Source organism: Nocardia sp. NPDC019395 (assembly GCF_040632335.1).
GTDB lineage: Bacteria > Actinomycetota > Actinomycetes > Mycobacteriales > Mycobacteriaceae > Nocardia.
In genome coordinates, this window is the sequence record NZ_JBEYBT010000013.1 from 107,833 (window position 1) to 132,193 (window position 24,361).

General features: G+C 69.4%; 20 protein-coding genes. 11 read left to right on the forward strand and 9 right to left on the reverse strand.

Annotated elements, in window-relative coordinates; translation table 11 throughout:
- The first annotated feature begins 11 nt into the window (after positions 1-11).
- Both ABZ827_RS24045 and ABZ827_RS24050 read left to right on the forward strand, forming a co-directional pair.
- On the forward strand, positions 12-272 hold the full coding sequence (locus tag ABZ827_RS24045; protein WP_357240614.1) for a CopG family transcriptional regulator: 261 nt from the start codon (positions 12-14) through the stop codon (positions 270-272).
- The gene (locus ABZ827_RS24050) at positions 269-697 is read left to right on the forward strand and encodes a type II toxin-antitoxin system VapC family toxin (RefSeq protein WP_357240617.1); all 429 of its coding nucleotides are present in this window, start codon (positions 269-271) and stop codon (positions 695-697) included. Before ABZ827_RS24045 ends, ABZ827_RS24050 begins: the two co-directional genes overlap by 4 nt.
- 112 nt (positions 698-809) lie before the next feature.
- Here the strand turns inward: ABZ827_RS24050 and ABZ827_RS24055 are convergent, their stop codons facing one another.
- The 4 genes from ABZ827_RS24055 to ABZ827_RS24070 all read right to left on the reverse strand — a co-directional run bounded on the left by ABZ827_RS24055 (position 810) and on the right by ABZ827_RS24070 (position 4,666).
- Entirely contained in the window at positions 810-1,535 is a 726-nt protein-coding gene (locus ABZ827_RS24055; protein ID WP_357240620.1) for a MerR family transcriptional regulator, read from the reverse strand.
- A gap of 101 nt (positions 1,536-1,636) precedes the next feature.
- A complete protein-coding gene (locus ABZ827_RS24060; protein ID WP_357240623.1) occupies positions 1,637-3,526 on the reverse strand; it encodes an NTP transferase domain-containing protein in 1,890 nt (629 codons plus the stop codon).
- A gap of 60 nt (positions 3,527-3,586) precedes the next feature.
- Complete coding sequence (locus ABZ827_RS24065; protein WP_357240626.1) at positions 3,587-3,883, reverse strand: MGMT family protein; 297 nt, start codon at positions 3,881-3,883, stop codon at positions 3,587-3,589.
- Positions 3,884-3,892: 9 nt separating this feature from the next.
- On the reverse strand, positions 3,893-4,666 hold the full coding sequence (locus tag ABZ827_RS24070; protein WP_357240629.1) for an alpha/beta hydrolase: 774 nt from the start codon (positions 4,664-4,666) through the stop codon (positions 3,893-3,895).
- Between the two features lie 171 nt (positions 4,667-4,837).
- Between ABZ827_RS24070 and ABZ827_RS24075 the strand changes: the two genes are divergently transcribed.
- A complete protein-coding gene (locus ABZ827_RS24075) occupies positions 4,838-8,716 on the forward strand; it encodes a PD-(D/E)XK nuclease family protein (protein ID WP_357240742.1) in 3,879 nt (1,292 codons plus the stop codon).
- On the forward strand, positions 8,713-12,120 hold the full coding sequence (locus tag ABZ827_RS24080; RefSeq protein WP_357240632.1) for an ATP-dependent DNA helicase: 3,408 nt from the start codon (positions 8,713-8,715) through the stop codon (positions 12,118-12,120). The genes ABZ827_RS24075 and ABZ827_RS24080 overlap by 4 nt, the downstream gene beginning before the upstream one ends.
- A gap of 52 nt (positions 12,121-12,172) precedes the next feature.
- Here ABZ827_RS24080 and ABZ827_RS24085 read toward each other — a convergent pair whose 3' ends face one another.
- Positions 12,173-12,586, reverse strand: a complete 414-nt coding sequence (locus ABZ827_RS24085) for a hypothetical protein (protein WP_357240635.1) — start codon at positions 12,584-12,586, stop codon at positions 12,173-12,175.
- Positions 12,587-12,762: 176 nt separating this feature from the next.
- Here ABZ827_RS24085 and ABZ827_RS24090 point away from each other — a divergent pair, with 176 nt between their 5' ends.
- The 5 genes from ABZ827_RS24090 (at position 12,763) to ABZ827_RS24110 (ending at position 18,942) form a co-directional block, all read left to right on the forward strand.
- A complete protein-coding gene (locus ABZ827_RS24090; protein ID WP_357240638.1) occupies positions 12,763-13,830 on the forward strand; it encodes a potassium channel family protein in 1,068 nt (355 codons plus the stop codon).
- A 40-nt stretch (positions 13,831-13,870) separates the two neighbouring features.
- Positions 13,871-14,827 carry an NAD(+) diphosphatase gene (nudC, locus tag ABZ827_RS24095; protein WP_357240641.1) on the forward strand — a complete coding sequence of 319 codons (957 nt, stop codon included), beginning with the start codon at positions 13,871-13,873 and terminating at the stop codon, positions 14,825-14,827.
- Positions 14,828-15,007: 180 nt separating this feature from the next.
- Positions 15,008-16,432, forward strand: a complete 1,425-nt coding sequence (locus ABZ827_RS24100) for a zinc-dependent metalloprotease (RefSeq protein WP_357240644.1) — start codon at positions 15,008-15,010, stop codon at positions 16,430-16,432.
- A gap of 219 nt (positions 16,433-16,651) precedes the next feature.
- Positions 16,652-17,515 carry a TOMM precursor leader peptide-binding protein gene (locus tag ABZ827_RS24105; RefSeq protein WP_357240647.1) on the forward strand — a complete coding sequence of 288 codons (864 nt, stop codon included), beginning with the start codon at positions 16,652-16,654 and terminating at the stop codon, positions 17,513-17,515.
- Positions 17,516-17,622: 107 nt separating this feature from the next.
- Positions 17,623-18,942 carry an AarF/UbiB family protein gene (locus ABZ827_RS24110; RefSeq protein ID WP_357240745.1) on the forward strand — a complete coding sequence of 440 codons (1,320 nt, stop codon included), beginning with the start codon at positions 17,623-17,625 and terminating at the stop codon, positions 18,940-18,942.
- Between the two features lie 178 nt (positions 18,943-19,120).
- Here the strand turns inward: ABZ827_RS24110 and ABZ827_RS24115 are convergent, their stop codons facing one another.
- The 3 genes from ABZ827_RS24115 to ABZ827_RS24125 form a co-directional block, all read right to left on the reverse strand.
- Complete coding sequence (locus tag ABZ827_RS24115) at positions 19,121-19,402, reverse strand: WhiB family transcriptional regulator (protein WP_357240748.1); 282 nt, start codon at positions 19,400-19,402, stop codon at positions 19,121-19,123.
- Positions 19,403-19,578: 176 nt separating this feature from the next.
- Positions 19,579-19,914, reverse strand: coding sequence for a hypothetical protein (locus ABZ827_RS24120; RefSeq protein ID WP_357240649.1), 336 nt, complete (start codon positions 19,912-19,914; stop codon positions 19,579-19,581).
- Between the two features lie 130 nt (positions 19,915-20,044).
- On the reverse strand, positions 20,045-22,174 hold the full coding sequence (locus tag ABZ827_RS24125; RefSeq protein WP_357240652.1) for an ATP-dependent DNA helicase UvrD2: 2,130 nt from the start codon (positions 22,172-22,174) through the stop codon (positions 20,045-20,047).
- A gap of 76 nt (positions 22,175-22,250) precedes the next feature.
- Between ABZ827_RS24125 and ABZ827_RS24130 the strand changes: the two genes are divergently transcribed.
- Together ABZ827_RS24130 and ABZ827_RS24135 are read left to right on the forward strand one after the other, a co-directional pair.
- On the forward strand, positions 22,251-22,547 hold the full coding sequence (locus ABZ827_RS24130; protein ID WP_357240655.1) for a mycoredoxin: 297 nt from the start codon (positions 22,251-22,253) through the stop codon (positions 22,545-22,547).
- A 111-nt stretch (positions 22,548-22,658) separates the two neighbouring features.
- Positions 22,659-23,684 carry a PDZ domain-containing protein gene (locus ABZ827_RS24135; RefSeq protein ID WP_357240657.1) on the forward strand — a complete coding sequence of 342 codons (1,026 nt, stop codon included), beginning with the start codon at positions 22,659-22,661 and terminating at the stop codon, positions 23,682-23,684.
- 3 nt (positions 23,685-23,687) lie between these two features.
- On the opposite strand, the gene ABZ827_RS24140 is transcribed toward ABZ827_RS24135, so the two are convergent.
- Entirely contained in the window at positions 23,688-24,290 is a 603-nt protein-coding gene (locus ABZ827_RS24140) for a PPA1309 family protein (RefSeq protein ID WP_357240660.1), read from the reverse strand.
- Positions 24,291-24,361 lie beyond the last annotated feature (71 nt).

The following is a 24,361-nucleotide window of genomic DNA, read 5'->3' on the forward strand; positions in this document are numbered from 1 at the left end:
ATGATGTCTCCATGCGGACCACCTTGACCATCGACGACGACGTGACCGAGCTGATCGAAGCCGCCAGCCGCCGCCAGCACGTCTCGCGGAAGCAGATAATCAACGATGCACTTCGCCGTGCACTGAAACCGCAGGTGACCCCGGGGGAACCGTACCGACTGACTCCACACGAATCGGCCCTGCGGCCAGGATTCGATCCGTCGAGGCTCAATCAGTTGGCCGACGAAATGGAGGACGAGGCGATCGTCGAGAACTCACGGCGTACTTCGTGATAATCCCTGACGTCAACCTCCTGCTCTATGCGGTGGTCTCCGGCTTCCCGCAGCATGCGCGTGCCCGGGTGTGGTTGGAGGAGACTCTCAACAGCCCGACACGGGTGGGGCTGACCCAACCAGCCCTCTTCGGTTTTCTACGGATCAGCACCAGCGGACGTGTGCTCGCATCGCCGTTGCCGGTCGCGGATGCTGTCGGGTACCTCGACAGCTGGCTGGCGCAGCCGAATGTCGACCTCCTGGTCCCGGGGCCGAGTCATCTGCGAATCGCCCTGAATCTACTGATCGAGATCGGTACGGCAGGGAATCTGACAACGGATGCCCAGATCGCGGCCTACGCAATCGAGAATCAGGGTGAAATCCACTCCAACGACACAGATTTCGGCAGGTTCACCGGTGTGAAATGGGTAAATCCGCTCCGGTAGTAGCGCATGCGCCCCGGCGAGATCGTGGCGCGGCGACTCTGGTGGATCGTACGAGGCGCTCACACTGCGATACCTGTCGGGCAACCGGTTGAACTGGTCCCGCTTCGCCGGGTCAGTCCTGTTCGGACGTGGTGAGTAGGCGGCTCACGCGGATGAGGACGTCGAACTGGGCTTCGTTGTAGAGGTCTTTCAGGGCCAGGGCGAGTGCCTGGGACGCGCGCTGCGGGCCGACCGGGGAATCGTCGACCGAGCCGAGGTTCGGGTAGGTGGCGTGGAGTTTCCGGACGTAGGGGAGGGCGCGTTCGGCCAGGTCGGCGCGGGTTTGCTCGTCGGCGTCGGCGGGGAGATTGTCGAATTCGGCCATGGTGGGGTCGCCGGGGTTCATGGCGGTCAGCATTTCGCGTAGCGAACCGAGCGCCGTCGGGCCGAGGACACGGTTCATGATGACGGTGTAGGCGCGGTCGGCCTCGCTGAGCTCTGTGGTAATCGGGGCCAGGTCGGGTGGGAGATCGGTGGGTGTGCCCTGACGGAGAATGAGGGCGAGTTCCATGCGGATGCGCTGGAGGCGTTCGATGGTTGCGGCCAGTTCGGTGTCCAGGGCGAGCAGTGATTCGTGCGGGTATTCGTTGTCACCCATCCCGGCGATCCGCGACAGGGGTATGCCGAGGTCGGACAGGCGTTTGATGCGCAGCACGCGTAGCAGGTGGGAGACGCCGTAGCGTTTGTAGCCGTTGCTGTGGCGTTCGGGTTGTTCGAGGAGTCCGACATCGTGATAGTGCCGCACCGTCCGCACGCTGGTGCCGGCGAGTTCGGCGAGTTCACGAGTACTCCAGGACATGATCGGCTCCTCGGATCGGCTCTGCCGGCACGTGCGCGCCGAGCGGGTACTCCAGGGTGAACTGTGCCGCTACGGCATAGTCAAGTGTCCCGCGACGCGGATCAGTGGGGCATCGGGATGAACTCGGCCGCCACACCGTCTCGGGCGTCGGCCGGGACGACGACCAGGCCGTCCCGGTCGATCAATCCGCCCAGGTGTGCGGTGCGGATCGAGGTATCGCCGATCCAGCCGCCCGCCGGGGGCCCGGCATGCCGGGCCGGGATGATCCGGGCCACCGGGCCGGCGATTTCGGCGGCATTGTGTAGCGGGCCGATCGATGACGGGGGTGGGGGTGCGCCGGTGCGGCCGGCGACGAGGGCCGGGGTCAGGGCCAGCAGGGTGGCGACCGCGGCGAAGGGATTGCCGGGCAGGCCGAGAACTGTTGTTGTCGAATCCATTTCGGCCACCACAGTGGAACCACCGGGGCGTAGGGACAGGCGGGGGATCAGGATTCGGGATCCGGCGCGGTCGAGGGCTCCGCGGAGCTGGTCGGCGGCGCCACCGCCGGTTGCCCCCACCACGACGAGGAGATCGCAATCGGTGGCAGTCGCGAGGACCTGGTCGAAACCGTGGGCCGTATCGCGGAGATGGACCTGGTCGATGGCCCGCACGCCGTGTGGCTCGAGGAGCCCCGGCAAGACGGGGCCGATCGAATCTCTGGTCTGCCCGGCCTGCAGCGGGCCGGTGCTGCGGATTTCGTCGCCGGTCATGACGATTCGGGCGCGGACCGGTCCGCGTACTGCCGCTGTGGTGACCTCGACCGCGGCGGCGGCGGAAATCAGCGCGATAGTGACCGTGGAACCGGCCGGGGCGATCACGTCGCCAGGCTCGCGGTCCTCCCCACGGCGGCGGATATCGGAACGCTCCGGGGTCTGCGGGAGCCGGTGCAGCCGCCCGTCGTATCGGGCGAATTCGTCGCGCAGGACCCGGGTGGTGCTCTCGGGGATCTGGGCGCCGGTGGCGATCCGTACCGCCTCGCCGGGGAGCAGGCCGTTCGGGCGCTGCCCGCCCGCGAACCCGATATCGGCGCGCAGCTCCCAGGGGCCGTCTCCACGGACGGCGTAGCCGTCCATCGCCGAGACATCGAAACGGGGCAGTGCGCCGAGTGCGGTGATCGGGGCGGCGAGTGCCGCGCCGCGGGCGGTGCTCAGCTCGCAGTGCTGTTCAGGTAACCGAGACAGGCTCTCGCACAGTATTTCCCGGGCCCGATCCAGCGGGATAGATGCTCCGGCGGAGGGTGTCCGGGCCGCGGCCGGCGGCGGCGCTTCGGTTCCGGAGATCGATATACCGGTGGCGCCGGGAATCGGTGTGGAAACGTTCCGGGGGGACTCGGCCGCGAGCGGCCCGTGGTGGCCTGAATCACGCACCGGATCTTCGGCGAGCGCCGCGCGGGCGGCATCGATCTCACCCGGGGTATCGCAATCGTCGACCCCGGCCAGTGGCACGATCTTCGTATTCCGGGGTACCAGCGCTTTCATCGGCTGGTTGACCACACTGCCGAGTTCACCCAGCCGGGCCGATAACGCGTCGGATCGCCACACCCCGATGAGGTACTGCGGCCTGCCATCGGTATCCGCGGCGAAAACCGCGTCGAAATCCGCGCTGTGGCGCAGCAGTTCGCCGATCACCGGCGCGGTGAGGAACGGCAGGTCGGCGGCGAGGATCACGAGATGGGGGGAAATATCGTCGCCTAGGGCGGCGAGCCCGGCAGCGACGGCCGCCACCGGTCCCGACCCGGGTTCGGGTTCGCGGGTCTGCACGATCGCGGCGTCCAATTCCGGGCGCGCGGGGCCGACGACCACGGTGCGTCCCAGCGTCGCCACGGCGGCCAGCGCGGTCTCCAGCATCGATCGCCCGCCGACCACGAGGCCCGGTTTGTCGATACCACCCATACGGCTGGCCCTGCCCCCGGCGAGCACGATCACGTCCGGGGCGGGCGCGGAATTCGGCATACGGGTCATGCTATTCGCCGTCTGGGACGACGCGGCCGGTCGGTGGACCGGCTCTCCAGGTCACGGAAATCTATGACGTGCGGTGCGCAGGTCGACCCGCCCGTCCTCGACCGGCACGCCCTCGTCCGCGAGCAGCCGGAGCTGCCGATCGGCGAGGTGGGCCGCGGGTCTGCCGGATGCGCCGAGTACCCGGTGCCAGGGCAGATCACCGGAATCGGTGCGCATGATCCAGCCCACGGTGCGCGGTGTGGACAAGCCCGCCGCCGCGGCGATATCACCGTAGGTGGCGACCCGGCCCGCCGGTATCGACGCGACCAGTTCGCGGACGCGTTCGATCTGCTCGTCGCTGGTGACCATCGGCGCGCCCTACAGCGCCGCGCGGATCACGGCGGCGGTCCGCTCCGGGAGGACCTGCGCGACCATATGCTCGCAGTCCCACTCCTCGACGGTGAGATTCGTCCCCAGCCGTTCGCCGAGCGCCGCCCGCACCGGCTCGGTGAGGAACGGCGGGTCCACCTTGGCGGCGCGCACCAGCACGGTCGGCAGATCCGCCGGGGGCAGCGCCGGCTCGCGGGCGAGCTGACCCCAATAGGCGATCAACGCGGTAAGGCTCACCCGCCAGCCGACCCGTCCGTTCTCGGCCGGAACCAGATGTTCGTCGAGTTCCGCCTGCAGGACCTCGGGGTCGGCCGCGCCCCAGCCCGTTGCCAGCTTGTCCATCCTGGCCTCCTCGACATCGGTGTAGTCCGCGGAACCGAGGGTGGACCCGGCGATATCGAGCAGCCATTCCGGGTCGAGCGCGACCGCCGGGTCCAGCAGGACCAGACTGCGGACCAGGTCCGGGTGCTGTCGGGCGAGATGCAGGGCGCAGGCGCCACCGAAGGAATGGGCCGCCACCACCACCGGTTCGTCGGTTTCCGCGGTGAGCAATTCCACCAGATCCGCCACGATCGTTTCGAAGTCCCAGGGCGGAAGCGCGGTGGAGCGACCGTGTCCGCGCAGGTCGGGAGCTATCACCCGGATATCGGGCAGTAACCGGGCCAGGTCTGCCCAGCGTTTGCCGTGACCGGTGAGACCGTGCAGAGCCAGGAGCACCGGGCCGGTGGCCGGGCCGAATCGGTGAACATGCAGTGTGGACACGGTGACATTCTTATCGCGGTGCGCCGGACCCGCAGTGCCCGCGGGTCGGACGTGGTACCGGCGGTGTCGGCCCCGTCTGTTGCAATAGCGGTCGTGGTGCGTTCGGATAGGCCGGTGCGGCTGGTGCGCCGGAGAACATCGGCTCCCCGGGCTCGGACCTGGGGCGCCGGTATTCGCGCGCTGTTCGCCACCGCGCCGGCAACCGGCACGCAATCCGGTACGGGCCGGATATGGCGTGTTCTCGGCGGTCCCGGAACCGGGAAGTCGGCATTGCTGGTCGATGTGGCGGTCGCGCGGATCGCCGGCGGCGCGGACCCGGAGTCGGTGCTGTTGCTCACCCATTCGAAACAGGCCGCGGCGGCCGCGCGGGACTCGCTCACCGAACGTCTGGCTCACTGGGGCGTCTGCGCTCCCGTCTTCGACAGCGGACCGGATTCGCATGCTCCCGCCGACCTGGCGCTGTTTCCGCTCGGCGACCCGTCGCCCGCCGACCTTTCCGGGGCCGATCCCCATCTGCTCGATCCGGGAACCGACCCGCACCCGGCCGCAGCCGGGGCCGACCTCGGCACGTCGATCTCCGGTGCGACCCGCGAACCGCTGGCCCGCACCATCCACTCGTACGCCTTCGGGATCCTGCGCCGGCAGGCCGCCCGGCACGGGAATCCGCCGCCGCGGCTGCTCACCGGCGCGGAACAGGACGCGGTACTGCGGGAAATGCTGCGCGGCGATCTGGCCGATATCGCCGCCGGTGCCGGTGACCTGTGGCCCCGGCGACTCCAGCCCGCGCTGAGCCTGACCGGTTTCGCGGATGAACTCCGCGACCTGATGCTGCGCGCCACCGAACGCGGCCTCGGCCCGGAGGATCTGATCGAACTGGGCCGGCGGCAGGACCGGCCGGACTGGGTGGCGGCCGGCCGGTTCGCGCAACGCTACGAACAGGCGATGCTGCTGCGCTGGTCGGTCGGCGTGGCCGCCCCGGAGGCCTCGGCGCCCGCGCTGAACGCGGCGGAATTGGTGGGCGCCGCGCTGGACGCGCTGGCCGGTGATGCCGATCTGCTGGCCGCCGAACGCGCCCGGCTGCGCTGCCTGCTCGTCGACGACGCCCAGCACCTGGACCCGCAGGCCGCGATGCTGGTCCGAGCCCTCGCCGAAGGCGCCGGAACCACCGTGATCGCCGGCGACCCCGACCAGTCCGTCTACACCTTCCGCGGCGCCGACGCCCGGTTCCTCACCGAGCTCGAGGTCCCGGCCGCGCGCCGGATCATCCTGCACACCAACCACCGTTCGGGGCCGGCCGTGCACACCACGGCTGCGCGGATCGCCGCCCGCCTGCCCGGTAGCGCCGCGCATCGCACCACATTCGGCGACCTGGGTCCCGCGGAACGCGGTGAACAGGACGCGGCGATCCCCGAACCGGTCGCGCAGGTCCGTGTGCGGGTACTCGGCAGCCCGGCCAAGGAAGCCTCGCTGATCGCGGACCAGCTGCGCCGCGCCCATCTCACCGAGGGGGTGCCGTGGTCGCAGATGGCGGTGATCGTGCGGTCGGTACCGCTGCTGCTACCGCCCCTGCGCCGGGCCTTGCTGGCCGCCGGGGTGCCGGTCCGGCAGCCCGTGAACGACACTCCGCTGGCCCGCCGTCGCGGCGCAGCGTGGATGTTGCTCGCGCTGCGCGCCGTGCTCGCGAGTGAGGCCGCCCGCCGGGGGACCGGGTCCACGGAATCGCTGTTCGGCCCGGAGGATGCGCTCGACCTGCTGGGCGGCCCGCTGGGCGGCGCCGATCAGATCGGTCTGCGCCGCCTGCGCCGCGGTATCCGGCGTACCACCTTGGAACTCGCCCGGACCGCGCCGGAGTCCGGCGATCCGGCTCCGGCACCGGCCGGTCCGCCCGAATCGCCGGACGACCACCTCCTGCTGGATACCGAGTCGTCGCGGGGACTGCGACCCGGCGAAGGGCCGGATCGCGACCCATTCCGCGATGTGGACCGCCGAGCCGAGGACGAGAACTGGTTCGGTCTCGAAGAAGACCGCCTCGCCGTCGACCCCTGGGACGGGCTCCCCCCTGACCCCGAGGATCAGGAGGACGAGCTCCCTCCAGACCCCGGAGAGTTCGGCTCGGACGACCGAGGCGGCGATATCGCCGGGCGATCGATCCCGGACCGAGGCCCCGCTCCGGCGTGTTCCTCGGGTGCCTCCCGGGCCGGCACCGATGGTCCCGTCTCCGCTGATCGCGGTGGACCCGCCGGCGCCTACGGCGACCGTGCCGCCGGCAACGCCGCACCCGACTCCGATCCCGCCGTACCGGTCGCCGACCGCCCTTCGATGGACATCCTGCGGGAACTGCTTCTCGGTTCCGGCGACGAACGGGTCCTCGCGGGGCTGACCGAGGTCGAGGTCGCGCCGCTGAACCGGGCGGTGCGCGCACTCGACCGTGCCCGCCGGGTCCGGCGTGCCGACGGCAGTCTCGAAGATGTGCTGTGGGCGCTGTGGACCGGATCGCGGCTGGAGAAACGCTGGCTGGCGCAATCCGAGCGCGGTGGGGCGGCCGGAACACAGGCCGATCGTGATCTCGACGCCGCGGTCGCGTTGTTCGACGCGGCCGCCGGATACACCGACCGGCTGCCGGGCGCCACTCTCGAGGGTTTCGTGGAATACCTGGCCCAGCAGCAGATCGCGCAGGATCGGGCGGCGCCCTCGCGTCAGGACGAAGCCGTCGATCTGCTGAGCGCGCACGCCGCGGCCGGGCGGGAATGGGAGGTCGTCGCGGTCGCCGGTGTGCAGGAGGGGATCTGGCCGGATCCGCGGCCGCGGGGCACCCTGCTGCATACCGAGGACCTGGTGGACCATATCGCCGGTATCACCGAGCCGGTCAGTCGCACGGCACCGATCCTGGCCGAGGAACGCCGGCTGCTGTTCCTCGCGTGCAGCCGAGCTCGGCGATCTCTGCTGGTCACGGCCGTGGAGTCGGTGACAGGGGAGCGGGATCTGGTCCCGTCACGATTCCTGGCCGAACTACTCGGCGGTGAATCCGGCGGTGAACCCGGTGCGCTCCCGGTCGCCGAACCGGGCCGGGTACTTGCGTTGCACGCGCTGGTGGCCGAGCTCCGTGCGGCTGTCTGCGACCCCGGCGCCGGTGACGAACGCCGCCGCCGCGCCGCGAGTGAGCTGGCCCGCCTCGCCCTGGCGGGTATACCGGGCACGGCCCCCGGCGATTGGTACGGCGTATCCGAGCTCAGCTCCACCGAGACCCTGTGGGAGGACGACAGTCCGGTCGCGCTGTCCCCGTCGACGGTCGAACTCCTGCGCACCTGCCCGCTGCGGTGGGCGCTGGAACGGCACGGCGGATCGGACGGGGACAATCCGCACGCCGTCAAGGGCACACTCGTCCACACCCTGGTCCAGGCGCTGGCCGGCCGGGTGCCGCTCGACCAGGTGCGGGCCGAGCTCGCGCGCAGCTGGGCCAGTATCGACCCCGAGTCGAGCTGGCACTCCCGGCAGGAACTACGGCGCACCGAGGCGATGTTGGACGCGTTCGTCGCCTGGGTTCGCAGCACCCGTGCCGAGCTCACCCAGGCCGGTATCGAGGTACCCGTCGACTGTGTGCTGCCCGGCGGCGACGACGTACCGGCCGTCCGGATCCGCGGCCGGATCGATCGGCTGGAACGCGACGCCGACGGCCGCTTCGTGATCGTCGATGTGAAAACGGGGAAGAACCCGGTCAGCGAGGCCGACGCCGCCCAGCACGCGCAGCTGGCCACCTATCAGGTCGCGGCCGCGGCGGGAGCGCTCGACGAGACAACTACCGACCCCGAACCCGGCGGCGCCCGGCTGGTGTACGTCGGGCTCCCGGCGTCCAGTGGGGTCGCGAAGGAACGCGCCCAGCCGGCGCTCGATCCCGAAGCGCTCGCCACCTGGCGTGCGACGATCCATTCGGCCGCCGCGAGTACCGCGGGCCCCGGTTTCCTGGCGATCCGCAACGACGGCTGCCGCCACTGCTCGGTGCAGAACAGCTGCCCGGTCCAGGACGCCGGACGTCAGGTGACCGAAGAGTGAGCGCCCGGGTAACTCCGGGGCAGCTGGCCGACGCACTCGGTCTGCCCTCGCCGACCGCGGAACAGGCGGCGGTGATCGCCGCGCCGCCCGGGCCGGCGCTGGTGGTGGCCGGGGCGGGTGCGGGAAAAACCGAGACGATGGCGGCCCGGGTCGTCTGGATGGTGGCCAACCGCCTTGTCACGCCGGAGGAAGTGCTCGGTCTCACCTTCACCCGTAAGGCCGCCCAGCAGCTGACCGCCCGTATCCGAACCCGGCTGGCACGGCTGGCCGGTTCCCGGCTGCTGCGCGATCTCGACCCCGCCGGCGAACTGCGTGCCACCTTGGCAGGCGCGGAACCCGAGATCAGTACCTACCACTCCTACGCGGGCAGGTTGCTGGGCGAACACGGGCTGCTGCTCCCGGTGGAGCCGTCGGCGGCGCTGCTCACCGAAACCCAGCTGTGGCAGCTCGCGCACCAAGTTGTGCGCAGCTGGGACGGCGACCTGGAAACCGACCGCTCGCCGCTGACCGTCACCGAGGCCGTGCTCGCGCTGTCCGGGCAGCTCGCCGAACATCTGGTGGAACCCGAGCAGCTGGCCGAAGCCCACACGGTGCTGGAAAAGCTCATCCACACGCTGCCCCCCGGCCCACGCCAGCGCGGCGGCCCGAACAAAGAGCTGCTGGGGATACTGCGCGCCCAGCGGGAACGGGTCGCGCTGCTGCCCCTGGTACGGCAGTTACGCGAAACCCTGCATCAGCGCGGCGCACTGGATTTCGGCGCCCAGATGTCGCTGGCCGCCCGGCTGGCGGCCGAACATCGGGAGGTCGCCACCGCCGAACGCGCGCGCTTCCGCCTGGTACTGCTCGACGAATACCAGGACACCGGCCATGCGCAGCGCATCCTGCTCTCCGCTCTTTTCGGCGCCGGATACGCGGCCGAGCGCAGCGGCCCCCAGCGCACCGAACCGCGACCACTGGCGGTGACAGCGGTCGGCGACCCCATGCAGTCCATCTACGGCTGGCGCGGTGCCTCGGCGGCCAACCTGCCCCGGTTCACCACCGATTTCCCGCAGGGGCCGAACCATCCGGCGCCGGTACTTCCGCTGCTCACCAGCTGGCGCAACCCGCCGGAGGCACTGCGTCTGGCCAATCTGGTCGTCGAACCGTTGCGCGCCGCGGCCCGCGCGAGCGGTGGGGTCACGGTGGACGCGCTGCGGGCGAAACCCGATGCCGAACCCGGTGACCTCGCACTCGCGTTGTGTACGACGGTCGCCGACGAACGCCGCTGGATCGCCGAGCGGATCGCCGCCGAATGGACGAAGGCGCGGGAAGCGCAGCGGCCACCGCCCACCTCCGCGGTCCTGATCCGCCGTAACGCCGATGCCGCCGAACTCGCCGAGCAGTTGCGCGCGCAGGGGCTACCGGTGGAGATCGTCGGCCTCGGTGGGTTGCTGGCGACACCGGAGGTCGCCGATATCGTCGCGACCCTGCGGCTCATCGCCGACCCCGCGGCCGGGAGCGCGGCGGTGCGGATCCTCACCGGCGCCCGCTGGCGGATCGGGGTGGCCGATCTGGCCGCACTCGCCCGGCGGGCCCGGGAACTGTCGATCGGTCACGACCCGGGTGGCGATATCACCGATTCCGCTTCCCTGGCCGCGGCATTGCGAGAGGTGGCTCCCGAACCCGCCGAGCGGGCGGGTCTCGCCGATGCGATCGCCGACCCCGGCCCACCGCAGCGGTATTCGACCGCCGGATACCGCCGGATCACCGCGCTGGGCCGGGAACTGGCGACGCTGCGCGAACGGGCCGGGCAGCCGCTCACCGAACTGGTCGCAGATGTGGAACGCACCATCGGAGTGGGGGTGGAGGCCCAGGCGCGCCGCGCCCTGTCCGGGTCGGGTGCGGGGCGCGAACATCTCGACGCCTTCGCCGAGGTCGTCGCCGGCTACGCGAACGACACCGGAGCGACCCTCGGCGGTCTGCTCGCATTCCTGTCCGCGGCGGAATCCGTCGAGAACGGTTTGGAACCCGGAGAAGTGGAGGTCGCGCCGGATCGCGTTCAGGTGCTGACCGTGCACGCGGCCAAGGGGCTGGAATGGGAGGTCGTCGCGGTACCTCACGTCACCAGGGATGTGTTCCCGTCGACCCGCGGGGTGAACACCTGGCTGGGCGCCCTGGCCGAACTGCCGACTTCGCTGCGCGGTGATCGCGCCACCGCGGATTCGCCGGACGGGGTCCCGGTGCTGGACCTGTCCGATTGCGCCGACCGCGCCGATCTGCAGCACTGTCTGACCGCGCACAAGAAGGCGCTGCAACGGCGCCGGCTGGACGAGGATCGCCGGCTCTTCTATGTGGCGCTCACCAGAACCGAACGCGTGCTACTGGTCTCGGCCCACCACTGGTCCGAATCCGGGGACAAACCGAAGGGGCCCTCGGAGTTCCTGCTGGATCTGAAAACCGCCGCCGACCAGCCGGACAGTGGTGTGCGGATCGCGCACTGGGCGCAGGCACCGGAACCCGGCGAACCCAACCCGCTGGCCACGACCCCCGATTCCGCGCCCTGGCCCGACGACCCGCTCGGCGCCCGCCGCGCTCATATCGAACAGGGCGCCGCCCTCGTCCACACCGCGCTGGCCGAACTCGCCGCCGGTGCGCCCGAGCCGGAACCGGACGACGATCCCGACGGCTGGACAGCCGATGTCGATGCCCTGCTGGCCGAATACCGGTCCGGTGCGGTCACTGCCACCGAAGTGGAACTGCCCAGCCAGCTGCCCGCCACGGCGCTGGTCGAAATGCGTGCCGACCCCGGCAAACTCGCGTCCCGGCTACGCCGGCCGCTGCCCTATCCGCCCAATCCGCTGGCCCGCCGCGGCACCGCCTTCCACGCCTGGGTGCAGCGCTGGTTCGCCACCGATCAACTGCCCGGCCTCGACGATCTGCCGGGTGCGGCCGACGCCGGCGCCGCGGCCGACGCCGAACTGGCCCGGATGCAAGAGGCTTTCCTCTCCTCACGCTGGTCCGCGCGCCGCCCGGTAGAGATCGAGGTGCCGTTCGAAACCACCATCGCCGGGATAGTCATCCGCGGCCGGATGGACGCCGTATTCGCCGAATCCGGTGGCGGCTGGACCGTTGTCGACTGGAAAACCGGTGCCGAACCCGGCCCCGCCGATCAGCCCGCGGTCGCGATGCAGCTGGCCGTGTACCGGCTGGCCTGGGCTCGCCTGCTGTCGGCTCGTACCGGGGAAAGCGAGGAGCGGGTACTGCACCGGGTCGGGGCCGCGTTCCACTACGTGCGCAGCGGTCGTACGGTCGCCCCGGACCGGTTGCCCGGCCCGGATGAACTCGCCGCGTTGCTCACGGATACGACCGGTCCGGATGATCCGGGGTCGCCGGGGGGCCGAGCGCCGCGGGCCCGACCGGAGTAGCCGGGTCGTCGACGTGGCGCCCGGCGCATGTGCCCGGCCGCCGGTATCGCTGTCAGTGCCGCGGAGTCCGGCGGCTGACCGCCAGCGCCTGGGTGATCATCGGGAGCTGCAGGGGCAGGCGCAGTACCGAAATCGCCTTCAGCGCCCACGGTGCTTTCGGATTGCCCACCGAATCCGCGGTGAACTTGATATTGGCCGGGAACACCGCGATGAACAGCAGGGCAGCCAGCAGACCGCCGAGCCGCCGGGTCCGGGGGATCAACAATGCCGTCCCGACACCGATTTCGGCCACGCCGGACAAGTACGTATAGGAGCGTGCCTTCCCGGGCAGCTGCGCCGGCACGATGGAATCGAACGGTCCGGGAGCCACGAAGTGCAGCACTCCGGCGCCCAGGAGGAGCGTCGCCAGCCGCAGCGCGGGGGTGCGGCCGGGATCGGTGGTGCCCGATGATGCGTCATCTGCCATGCCCATACCGTAACGGGAGCAATGGTACGAAGCCCATCGTCGGCAGCCCGGCTACCTCCGCCCGGCCGAGCGTCCGGGCGCGCGCCCGACCGGACCGGGGACGAGCAGGTAGGCTCCCGAGCTGTGTCGGAGGGACTGAGGGTGACGGATTCCCGGAGTGGCCGGTGGTAGCCCCGGTGAGCGCCCGGTTCGCCCAACTGGGCGGCCGAGGGCGGCTCGGTGCGCCCGAGCGCCCGGATTTCGCGCTGGTCGGACTGCTGCGCATCCCGGAGGTACAGAGCAGTCCCTGGATTTCGCTCAGCCGGCGAGTGCTTTTCGCGATCGCGTTGCTGTGTACCGCGGCCATCGTCGTATTCCTCGGCCGCAGCGGTTACAACGACAACGCCGATGGTTCGGTGAGCCTGCTCGACGCGTTCTACTACGCGACCGTATCGCTGTCGACGACCGGCTACGGCGATATCGCCCCGGTCACCGACTCGGCACGGCTGGTGAACATCTTCGTCATCACACCGCTGCGCGTGCTGTTCCTCATCGTCCTGGTCGGCACCACCCTGGCGGTGCTCACCGAACGTTCCCGCCAGGCCTTGAAGATCCAGCGTTGGAGGCGCACCGTGCGTAATCACACCGTCGTCGTCGGGTACGGCACCAAGGGCCGGACCGCTATCGACGCCATGCTCGGGGACGGCGTGCAGCCCGCCGATATCGTCGTCGTCGACACCGACGCGGTGAGCCTGGAGGCGGCCTCGACCGCCGGTCTGGTCACCGTGCACGGAACGGCCACCCAATCCGATGTGCTGCGCCTGGCCGGGGTACAGAACGCCGCTTCGGTGATCGTCGCCACCAACCGGGACGATACGGCGGTCCTGGTCACGCTGACCGCCCGGGAACTCACCAAAAAAGCCAAGATCGTCGCCTCGATCCGGGAATCGGAGAACACCCACCTGCTGCGCCAATCCGGCGCCGATTCGGTCGTGGTGTCCTCGGAAACCACCGGCCGGCTGCTCGGTATCGCCACGACGACGCCGAGCGTCGTGGAGATGATGGAGGATCTGCTCACCCCCGAACACGGTTTCGCGGTCGCCGAACGTGAGGTCGAACCCGGCGAGGTGGGTGGCTCCCCGCGGCATCTCAGCGATATCGTGCTCGGCGTGGTCCGCTCCGGTGAACTGATCCGGGTCGGCGAACCGGCGGTCGACGCATTGGAAACCGGGGACAAACTGCTCTATATCCGCCGGGCTCGGTGACCCCGCCGCGCCACCGATCGGGCCGCGATAGTCTCGGGACGTGTCGGTATTCGAGCTCAACCAGGTCCCTCTGTTGTCCCGTTCGGCGCTCGATCGCGCCGACCATCTGCGCGGCGACGCGCACGCGCTGAAGGAAGGCTGGGCAACCGCCCGGCTCCTCCGGGTCGGCCGGCGCGGTGCGGTGCGGTACGAGGCGGGGGCGCTGGTGTGGGAATCCGCCACGGAACTATCGGCCGAACCGAGTCCGGACGCCGTTTTCCTCGGCGTCCGCGACGGTGTGCACCTGTGGGCGGTCCGCGACCGCGATCTCACCGGAGAATTGCGGGATCTGCGTCAGCTCGCCGATACCCGGATCGACGATTTCACCGCCGGGGTCCTCGCGACCGCGCTCGCCCTGATCAACTGGCATGCCGGCGCCATATTCCACGGTGCGGACGGTAGCCCGACGGTGACCGCCAAGGCCGGCTGGTCCCGGGTCACCGAGGACGGTCGCGAGGATTTCCCGCGCACCGATCCGGCCGTGATCTGCCTGATCCACGACGGCGGTGACCGGGTATTGCTGGGCCGCCAGCACAGCTGGCCGCCGACCATGTTCTCGCTACTGGCCGGGTTCGTCGAGGCGGGGGAATCGCTCGAACGGTGCGTCGAACGAGAGATCCGCGAGGAGGTCGGTCTCGACGTCCGGGATATCCGCTACCTCGGCAGCCAGCCGTGGCCCTTCCCGAGGTCGCTGATGCTCGGATTCTGTGCCCTCGGTGATCCCGGCCAGCCGCTGGTGTTCTCCGACGGTGAGATCGCCGAGGCACACTGGTTCACGCGTGACGAGGTGCGCGCGGCGCTGGCGCTGGGCGGCTGGCCGGCCCGCCCGGAGCCGGGCCCCGCCACCGCTACCGGTGACGAGACGAACAAACTACTGCTGCCGGGGTCGGTGTCCATCGCCCGCACGATCGTGGAGTCCTGGGCCGCCGGCGACGCGGCCGATTCCGCGGTGGGTTGAGCGGCTCGCCGGATATATCCGATGTTCACCGAGCGCGAAGCCGCCCCGGTGCGGGCGGACCGGCCGGTTCGTCGCGCCTAGTATGGACCACATGCAGCTTCACGAAGCGCCGGCCGGCCGGTCCGGTTCGCGCGCGCTCCCCGGACACCACCCGGACGTCGTACCGGCGGGTGAGGCGGAATGAGCGAGTTCCCGTTCGGATTTTCCCAGGGCGGCGATGACGACGACCGCGGCCGCGGTGACAAACCGGGTGGCGGTAACGATCCGCTGGGTTTCGGGGCCGGCGGCGCCGGTTTCGATCCGGCGGCGCTGGGCCAGATGCTCTCCTCGCTGGGCCAGATGCTCAGCGGTATGGGTCAGGGTGTCGCCGGCGGCGGTTCCGGTCCGGTGAACTACGACGTGGCCAAGCGGCTGGCGCGCCAGCAGCTGGGTAAAACCGTTCCTCCGGTATCCAGCGGGAGCGCCGCCGCCGTCGCCGACGCGGCACATCTCGCCGAACTGTGGCTCGACGATGCGACGACCTTCCCGGCCGGCGCGACGAGCACCGTCGCCTGGACGGCCAACGACTGGATCGAGAAAACGCTACCCACCTGGCAGCGCCTGTGCGATCCGGTGGCCCAGCAGATATCCGGTATGTGGACCGCCGGATTGCCGGAGGAAGCCCGGGAAATGGCCGGACCCATGATGGGGATGCTGGGCCAGATGGGTGGGCTCGCCTTCGGTTCGCAGCTGGGACAGGCATTGGGCCAGCTCGCCAAGGAGGTGCTCACCGGCACCGATATCGGCCTGCCGCTGGGCCCGGCCGGAACCGCCGCGCTGCTGCCCACCGCGATCTCGGAGTTCAGCGAGGGGCTGGAACAGCCGGAGAGCGAGATCATGGTTTTCCTGGCCGCCCGGGAGGTCGCGCACCAGCGGTTGTTCGTGCACGTCCCGTGGTTGCGGCAGCAGGTCCTCGGCGCCGTCGAGGACTACGCGCGCGGGATCACCATGGACTTCTCCGCGCTCGAGGAAGCGGCCCGCGATCTCGACCCCTCGGCGCTCACGGATCCGAGCAAGCTCGAGGAAATTCTCGCCCAGGGCAGTTTCGAACCGCAGACCACACCGGAGCAGAAACAGGCCCTGGATCGGCTGGAGACCCTGCTCGCCCTGATCGAGGGCTGGGTCCAGGTGGTCGTGGCGGCGGCGGTGGGTGAACGGTTACCCGGCGCGGGCGCACTGGCCGAGACGCTGCGGCGGCGCCGGGCCACGGGCGGCCCCGCGGAGCAGACCTTCGCCACGCTCGTCGGCCTGGAACTGCGTCCACGCAAACTGCGCGAGGCGGCCACGCTCTGGCAGCGGTTGACCGACGATGCCGGTATCGCCGCTCGCGACGGCGTCTGGGCGCATCCCGACCTGCTGCCGGATGCCGCAGATCTCGACGCGCCCGCCGGTTTCATCGATTCGGTGATCGGTGGCGGCGCGGGCGCCTTCGACGACCCGCTCGCGCAGTTGGCCGCCACCGAGGCCGCCGAACGCGAGCAGGCGGGCTCGGCGGGTGCGCCGGATTCCGGCGATCAGGACGAGGACGAATCCGGCCCGGAGAAGCCCGGATCCGGTAAGGAGTAACCGGGCCCGCGGTTCGACGGTGCCGGCTCGGCGGCGGGCGGATGCCCCCTGTCCGGGCGGGGAGCTCCGTGTTGCGCACCGACTTCCCGCAGCGTTCTGCCGCGGTGTCGGGTACCGCCTGCCACCTCGTAAAACGTCAGTTGTCCACAGGCCGTGAGCCTGTGGACAACTCCGTTCCGGAAGCCTGTCGGGCCACAGCCGTAGTCGCATAATTCGTGCATGACGACGCTTCGGCCACGCGGCCCGCTGTTGCATCCCCGGGTACCGATCCTGGTGCGTTCGACCGGCCAGGTCCAGCTGGGCTGGGATCCCGATACCGCCGTACTGTGCGATACCCCGGGCCTGGACACTCCGCAGGTCCTCGGGTTTCTGCGATTACTCGACGGACTGAACAGCCGGCCCGCGATCGTCTGGCAGGCACGTTCCCTCGGTCTCGACCCCCAGGACGCGACAGCGCTGTTCGACGTGATCGACGCGGCGGGCCTGGTGGTTCATCCGCCCTGCCCGGCGGGGAATGTGCGGTCCATCCGTGTCCACGGGGTCGGCCCCCTCGCCGAGGCGATCAGCTCCGGGTTACGCGCGGCCGGCATCAAGGCGGCCCGGTCGCGCGACCATCACGGTACGACGAACCGCACGGTCGCACCGGCGGATCTGGTGGTTCTGGCCGATGCGCTGGTTCCCGAGCCGTGCTTGGTCCGGGAGCTGTTCCGGGCCGGAATCGCGCATCTGGTCGTCCGGTTGCGTGACGGTAAGGGAATCGTCGGCCCGCTGGTCCTTCCCGGCGAGACGAGTTGCCTGCGCTGCGCCGATCTCACCCGGACCGACCGTGACGCCGAATGGCCACGGCTGGCCGCGCAGCTGCTCGGCCGGATGGGTCACGCGAGCCCCGCCGGAATCGCCGCTGTCGCCGCGCTGGCGCTCGGCGAACTCGAGAAGATCATCGCCTGCGAACCGGATTCTCGATTGGAAACGCTGAACGGCACGCTCGAGCTCGAGCTCGATACCCACCACGTATGCCGTCGGCCGTGGGCTCCGCACACCCGGTGCGGCTGCCAGGGGCTCCGAACAGCGGAGCTTGTGTGATGGCAATCACAGTTCTGGGCGTAGTGGTAATTCTCTTCGGTTTTCCGTGGCAGATCCGCCGGTCCGTCGGCCATGATGGGGGAGTGTCTGAGATCGTGCGCCGGCCTATGTCCCGCAATGCGAAGTTAGCCAAGATTCCGCTAGGGGTAGCGGGCCGGGCCGCCGTCGGTTTCGGTAAGAAGCTCGCGGGTGGCGATCGCAAGGAGATCAACACCGAGCTGAACCAGAAAGCGGCCGAACAGCTGTTCGCCGTGCTGGGCGAGCTCAAGGGCGGCGCAATGAAATTCGGCCAGGCACTGAGTGTGATGGAGGCCGCGGTACCCGAGGAGTTCGGGGAACATTATCGCGAGGCGCTCACCAAATTGCAGGCCGCGGCCCCGCCGATGCCCGCCGCGACGGTGCACCGGGTCCTCGATCAGCAACTCGGCACCGATTGGCGTAAACGTTTCGAATCGTTCGAGGACACCCCGGCCGCGTCGGCCAGTATCGGCCAGGTGCACAAGGCGGTGTGGTCGGACGGGCGCCCGGTCGCGGTGAAGGTCCAGTACCCGGGCGCCGACGAAGCGCTCCGCGCCGACCTGCGGACCCTCAACCGGATGACTGGCCTGTTCGCGAAGGTCATCCCCGGTGCGGATGTGAAACCGATACTCGCCGAGATCACCGAACGCACCGAAGAGGAATTGGACTACCGCAACGAGGCGGCGAATCAGCGGGCCTTCAGCAAGGCCTACGACGGGCATCCCGAGTTCGTGGTGCCCCATGTGGTGGCCAGCGCCCCGAAGGTGATCGTCAGCGAATGGCTCGACGGCACACCGGTTTCCGCCATTATCGCCGCCGGTCAGGCCGATCCCGAGGGCACCCGGGTGCTACGCAACCGAGTGGCCGGATTGATGGGCCGCTTCCACTTCTCCGCACCCGAGACGGCAGGACTGCTGCACGCGGATCCGCATCCGGGCAATTTCATGATCACTCCGGAAGGCAAGCTCGCCGTGATCGATTACGGCGCCTGCGCACCGCTGCCCGGCGGTTTTCCCGAGATGCTGGGCCGGATCCTCGCGCTGGCGGTGGCCGAGGAGTACGGCGAACTCACCGAAATGCTGCATGCGAACGGCTGGGTTCTGCCCGGTCGCACCCTCACCGAACAGGAGATCGAGGAATATCTGCGCCCGTTCACCGATCCCATTCGTACGGAATCGTTCCACTTCACCCGGCGCTGGATGCAGCGGGTAGCGGGTAAGGCCACCGACTACTCCGCGCCGGAGATGAAAACCGCGCGGGCGATGATGCTGCCCGCCGAATACGTGATGATCTTCCGGGTGCTGGGCGGGTCGATCGGCATCTGCGCCCAGCTCGATGCCGAGGTGCCGTTCATGCAATTGGCCGCGACTTGGCTCCCCGGTTTCCGGGAAGAGCGCGACAGCGCCTGAAAAACGTTCAGGTACAACGAATTACCGTACAAAGCCCGGATCGCGGTATGCGACCGCGTGCTGCCCGGGTCGGTGGTATTCACCCCGGACGCGAACGAGCCGCTCACCGGCGATGCGATGAGCGGCTCGTTTCCGATGCCGGTGCGCGTCCACAGGTTGCTCGGGCGCGCGGCCCGGGTCAGACACAGCTGGCGACCTTACGCGGCCGGCCACGCGGGCGCTTGCGGGCGATGACGACCCCCTGATCGAAGATCTCACCACCCCAGACACCCCACGGCTCCCGCCGATCGATGGCCGCGGTCAGGCAGCCCTTACGGATCGGGCAGGACGCGCACAGCGCCTTGGCCTGCTCCAGCTGGACCGGGCTCTCGGCGAACCACAGGTCCGGATCGCCGGCCCGGCAGGGCAGGGTTGTCAGTGGCTGAGTTCCGGGACCGGTCGTCACGGTGCGACACGCCACATCAGTGGTGGCCGTCGGCCAGCTCTGGGTGGTGGTGACCACGTCGTTCTCCTTCAGCTTGTTGTGCAGCGGTTCGGTGTTCGTGCTGCGAAACCGATGCCTTGTGAGCTGAAGGCCGAAAAAATGGCCACGGTTTCGCATCTGCGACCCGTGGCCAGGAGGTGTGGGGTGGTTCCCTAACCTGGTCGGCGGTTGGGCCGCCTGTTCACGGTCGCGTTATGTCCTTTGCGGAGGCTTTCCGCTCCCTTATCGGCCACCGCGGGTGCCGCGGCGGGATCGATGGCGAGGGAGCCGCCAGCTGCGGAGGCAGCTGCCGGGTGCCAGGCCGCAATGGACAGGTCCTGCGGTTCGACGAAGTTCGGCTGATGCGAATAGCGCATGCGCGGCTGCGCACCGAAACGATCGATGCAGGACGGGCCGGTCCCCTGCAGAGCGAGGAACCCCCGGGAAGCAGCCGACATCCGCGTATTCGGGATTACGGAGACGGTTCCGTAATTCGTCATGCCGTTCATCTGTCTGCCTCCCTCCTGTACTCGTGATCCGAATTCCAATGATGCGCGTGGATGTACCCTCCCGAGCGCGATTACCACCATAAGCAATCTCGCCGGAGTCGACAACCTATTTTCTACCTGCGGTTTTGCGCTACGGCCGGAACGTCGCGCGGCGCCGCGACCTGATGATGGCCAGAACTTCCGCGCCGTACTGCCGCAGCTTGCTCTCACCGACCCCGAGAGCAGCCAGTTCCGCTTCGTCCTCGGGGAGCTGTTCGGCGATCGCGGTGAGAGTGTTGACTCCCAGGATCCCGCGTGGATCCACTGCCAGCTCGGCAGCCTTCTCCCGGCGCCAATCCTGAAGCGCGCCAAGTAGTTCCAGATCCGGCGCGCCCGCACAGTTCTTGCAGCGGCGCAGTAGCACGGATTCCGAATCGAGCAGGGCCCGTCCGCAGACACGGCAGACCGGTCGTGCTGCCTCGCCCCCGGGCCGGGCCGGAGCGGCGATGCGGGACGCCGGGGATTCCTCGGGCACGAGACCGGTGAGGAATCGGGAGCGGCGGCGGTTCCGCCGATCCCCGTCCCCCCGGGACAACGCCCACGACAACCGCAGATGGATCCGGGCGCGGGTCACGCCGACATAGAGCAGCCGGCGTTCTTCTTCGAGCGCGGCCTGGTCGGCGACCGAACCGTCCCCGTTCAGCACATAAGTTATCGGCAGTGTGCCGTCGGTGAGCCCGACCAGGAACACCGCGTCCCATTCCAGTCCCTTGGCCGAGTGCAGCGACGCCAACGTCACTCCCTGCACCGTCGGAGGGTGGCGTGCTTCGGCGCGCGCGGCGAGTTCGCGTAGCAGTCCGGCCGGGTCCAGCCCGGGGTGCTGATCGACGAGCTCTTCGGTGAGGCGCACCAGGGCGACCAGTGATTCCCAGCGTTGCCGGGCCTGCGCCCCGGCCGGTTCGGCGGCGGTGAGCCCGATCCGGGCCAAAGCCGCTTTCACCAGGGTGACCAGCTGTTTTCCGGTTCGCGAGGAGTCGGGTAGATCGTCGCGGGCCGAGGTTTTGCGTAGTTCCTGTACCGCCTGCCGGACCTCGGGTCGCTGGAAGAAACCCTCGCCGCCTCGGATCTGGTAGGCGATACCGCGTTCGGTCAGTGCCTGTTCGTAGGCCTCCGACTGGGCGTTTATCCGATACAGCACGGCGATCTCCGCCGCGGCGGTACCGCTGGCGAGCAGACCTTCGATGCGCTGTGCCACATCCTCGGCCTCGGCACGGAGTTCGCCGTATTCGGCGAATTCCGGATCCGGTCCCTCGTCCCGCTGCCCGATCAACTGCAGCCGGGTCCCGGCGATCCGGCCCTTCGCCATCCCGATAACCCGGTTGGCGAGGTCGACCACCTGAGGTGTGGATCGGTAATCGCGTTCCAGACGCACCACGGTCGCGTCCGGATAGCGGCGGGAGAAGTCCAGCAGATACGCGGGGGTGGCCCCGGTGAACGAGTAGATGGTCTGGTTGGCGTCGCCGACCACTGTGAGATCGTCCCGTTCACCGAGCCAGGCGTCGAGCACCCGCTGCTGCAGCGGAGTCACATCCTGGTATTCGTCGACCACGAAGCAGCGGTAGCGCTCGCGGAACTCGTCGGCCACCGCCGGATAGTCCTCGAGCGCGGCGGCGGTGTGCAGGAGCAGATCGTCGAAATCGAGCAGCAGACCTTCGGGCGTTGTCTTGAGCGATTCGTAGGCCGCGTAGACCTCGCCTATACGGGTTGCCGGGAAAGGGGTGTCCCGATGGTGGGTCACGGCCGCGGTCGCGTAGTCCTCGGGCGCGATCAGTGCGGATTTGGCCCATTCGATCTCGCCCAGCAGGTCTTTCACGCTCTCGGTGCCGGAGGCCAGCCCCACCCGGTTCGCGGCCTGCGCGACCACCGGGAACTTGCTGTCCAGCATCCGCCACGGCACCTCGCCGACCACCTGTGGCCAGAAGTAGCGCAGTTGGCGCAGTGCGGCCGCGTGAAAGGTGCGGGCCTGAACTGTGTTCGCCGTCTCACCCAATCCCAGGGTCCGCAGCCGGCCCCGCAGCTCGCCCGCGGCCCGGGCGGTGAAGGTGACCGCCAGCACTTGGTCGGCGCGCACCTGGCCGGCCGCCACCAGATGCGCGATGCGATAGGTGATGGTGCGTGTCTTCCCCGTACCGGCCCCGGCGAGTACGCAGACCGGGCCTCGGGGCGCGCGAACCGCGGCGGCCTGCTCCGGATCGAGCGCGGAGAGATCGACGGCGGTCACCCGTCCATTGTGCACAGGCGGGTCCGAGGTATCCGAGCCGTGTCGCGACGGAGCCTCTGACGGGAATGCCGGCCGGATGTGGAACACCCGGCGCCGTGGCGGCGTTGCTTTCTTCGTGAGTGAATCGACACCGGATCTGACCATGTATTCCACCACCTGGTGCGGCTACTGCCGCCGGCTGAAGACCCAGTTGAAAGAGGCCGGGATCAGCTGGGTGGAGATCGATATCGAGGAGGATCCGGACTCGGCGGATTTCGTGGGCAGTGTGAACAACGGCAATCATGTGGTCCCGACGGTGAAGTTCGCCGACGGTTCCACGGCGACGAACCCGTCGCTGGCCGAGGTGAAGCAGGCGCTCGCGCGTCTGGCGTGAGGCCACCGCGGTGCCGGTCACGCCGTATGTGTGCGGGAGCGCGCGGGCGGACGCGGCTCGGCGCGCGTGCCTGTCCGCGCTGGGCGGGTTCGGATCGCTAGTGTTGATCGAGTGAATCGTCGGATCATCACGCTCCTGGTCGCCCTGGTGCCTGTTTTGCTGCTCGGCGTGATCGGCAGCGTGTACACCGTGCCGTTCGTCGCGCTCGGTCCCGGGCCCACCCATGACACTCTGGGCAAATACGAAGGTCAAGACGTTGTCGGGGTTACCGGCGCCGAGGTCGACCGGACCGCCGGCCACCTCAATATGACCACGATCGCGATGCGTGACGGCCTGACCCTTTTCGAGGCGCTCGGTTTCTGGGTCAGCGGCCGGCACGGCATCGTGCCGCGCGCCGAGGTGTATCCCCCGGGGCTGACCCGCGAGGAAGTCGACAAATCGAACGAAGAGGAGTTCTCGACCTCGGAGAGCAATGCCGAGGTCGCGGCGATGCACCAGCTGAACTTGCCCACCGCGGTGCTGGTGCACGAGGTGGGGGACAAGGCTCCGGCCCGCGATGTGCTGCGCCCCGGAGACCAGATCGTCAGCGTGAACGGCACACCGGTATCCACCCCGCAGGATGTGGTGGCGGAGGTATCGAACAAGGCGCCTGGCGCGGTGCTGCCGATGGCCATCCGGCGTGACGGTGCCGAACAGACTGTGAACGTCACCCTCGGTGCCCGGCCCGACGACCAGGCCAAGGGGTATCTCGGGCTGACGACCACCGAGGCCGCGGCGCCGCCGATGCAGGTCGAGTTCTACCTGCCCGATATCGGCGGGCCCTCTGCCGGGTTGATGTTCAGCCTGGCACTGGTCGAGAAACTGAGCCCGGGCGATCTCGACGGCGGTTCTTTTATCGCCGGCACCGGCACCATCGATAAGAACGGCAAGGTCGGCGCGATCGGCGGTATCCAGTACAAGATGATGGCCGCCCGGGACGCGGGCGCGGAAACTTTCCTGGTGCCCGCGGGCAACTGCGCCGAGGCGATCCAGCGGGTTCCGGACGGCCTGCGCACCGTCCGGGTGGAGACGCTGGCCGGCGCGGTGCAGGCACTCGAAGATCTGTCGGCGGGCGGCCAGGCGCCGAGCTGCGGCTAGGCGTCAGTCCTCATCCGACTCTTCCAGCGTATGCCGCAGCGCTTCGACCAGATTCGGGGCCAGATTGGGGTAGGTGCGCAGGTCCAGGTCGCCTTCGGCGCCGGATTCGTCCTCGTCCTCGGGCCGTAATTGCAGCAGGCACAGGGTGTTTCCGGTACGCAGCGCGGCGGCGAACAGGCGGGCGTCGCGCCGGCCCGGATGGGCGTGGGCGGCGGCCCGGCCGGCCGCGTCGGCCGCGTCGGCGTCGGCCAGCAGCGGGGTGAGGGCATCGTCGAGATCTTCCTCGGCGTCCGGTGGCAGGACGACGATCTCCTGTACCAGGACACAGCCGGCCACTGCGGACGGCCAACTGGTGGTGGCCAGGAATTCATCCAGCGGCATCGTCCCGGCGGCCACTTCATCGGGCAGCGGATCCTGTGCGACCGGAGTCAGTTCGTTCGCGGTGTCGATCTCGTCGATGAGCGTGGGTTCGGCGACCACCAGATCGGCGGTTCGCACCAGAGCGAACATCTGCGGCGATCTGCCCCAGCCCTCGGCGTCGACGAACTCGGCGACCTCGTGGACGGAACGGGCAAGGACGATTTCGGCGTGCAGGTCGGGGCTCACCGGACCATCCTCGCATCCGGCGCCGCGACACCGCCGAACCCTGTGGTCGCGAAGATGTCCGTTTTCCGTAA

What these genes read in the sequence shown, in the direction of transcription:
- ABZ827_RS24045 (WP_357240614.1), top strand. Translation starts at nt 12, where the DNA reads ATGCGGACCACCTTGACCATCGACGACGACGTGACCGAGCTGATCGAA.
- ABZ827_RS24055 (WP_357240620.1), bottom strand. Translation starts at nt 1,535, where the DNA reads ATGTCCTGGAGTACTCGTGAACTCGCCGAACTCGCCGGCACCAGCGTG.
- ABZ827_RS24060 (WP_357240623.1), bottom strand. Translation starts at nt 3,526, where the DNA reads ATGCCGAATTCCGCGCCCGCCCCGGACGTGATCGTGCTCGCCGGGGGC.
- ABZ827_RS24065 (WP_357240626.1), bottom strand. Translation starts at nt 3,883, where the DNA reads ATGGTCACCAGCGACGAGCAGATCGAACGCGTCCGCGAACTGGTCGCG.
- ABZ827_RS24085 (WP_357240635.1), bottom strand. Translation starts at nt 12,586, where the DNA reads ATGGCAGATGACGCATCATCGGGCACCACCGATCCCGGCCGCACCCCC.
- ABZ827_RS24100 (WP_357240644.1), top strand. Translation starts at nt 15,008, where the DNA reads ATGAGCGAGTTCCCGTTCGGATTTTCCCAGGGCGGCGATGACGACGAC.
- ABZ827_RS24105 (WP_357240647.1), top strand. Translation starts at nt 16,652, where the DNA reads ATGACGACGCTTCGGCCACGCGGCCCGCTGTTGCATCCCCGGGTACCG.
- ABZ827_RS24110 (WP_357240745.1), top strand. Translation starts at nt 17,623, where the DNA reads ATGTCCCGCAATGCGAAGTTAGCCAAGATTCCGCTAGGGGTAGCGGGC.
- ABZ827_RS24120 (WP_357240649.1), bottom strand. Translation starts at nt 19,914, where the DNA reads ATGAACGGCATGACGAATTACGGAACCGTCTCCGTAATCCCGAATACG.
- ABZ827_RS24130 (WP_357240655.1), top strand. Translation starts at nt 22,251, where the DNA reads ATGTGGAACACCCGGCGCCGTGGCGGCGTTGCTTTCTTCGTGAGTGAA.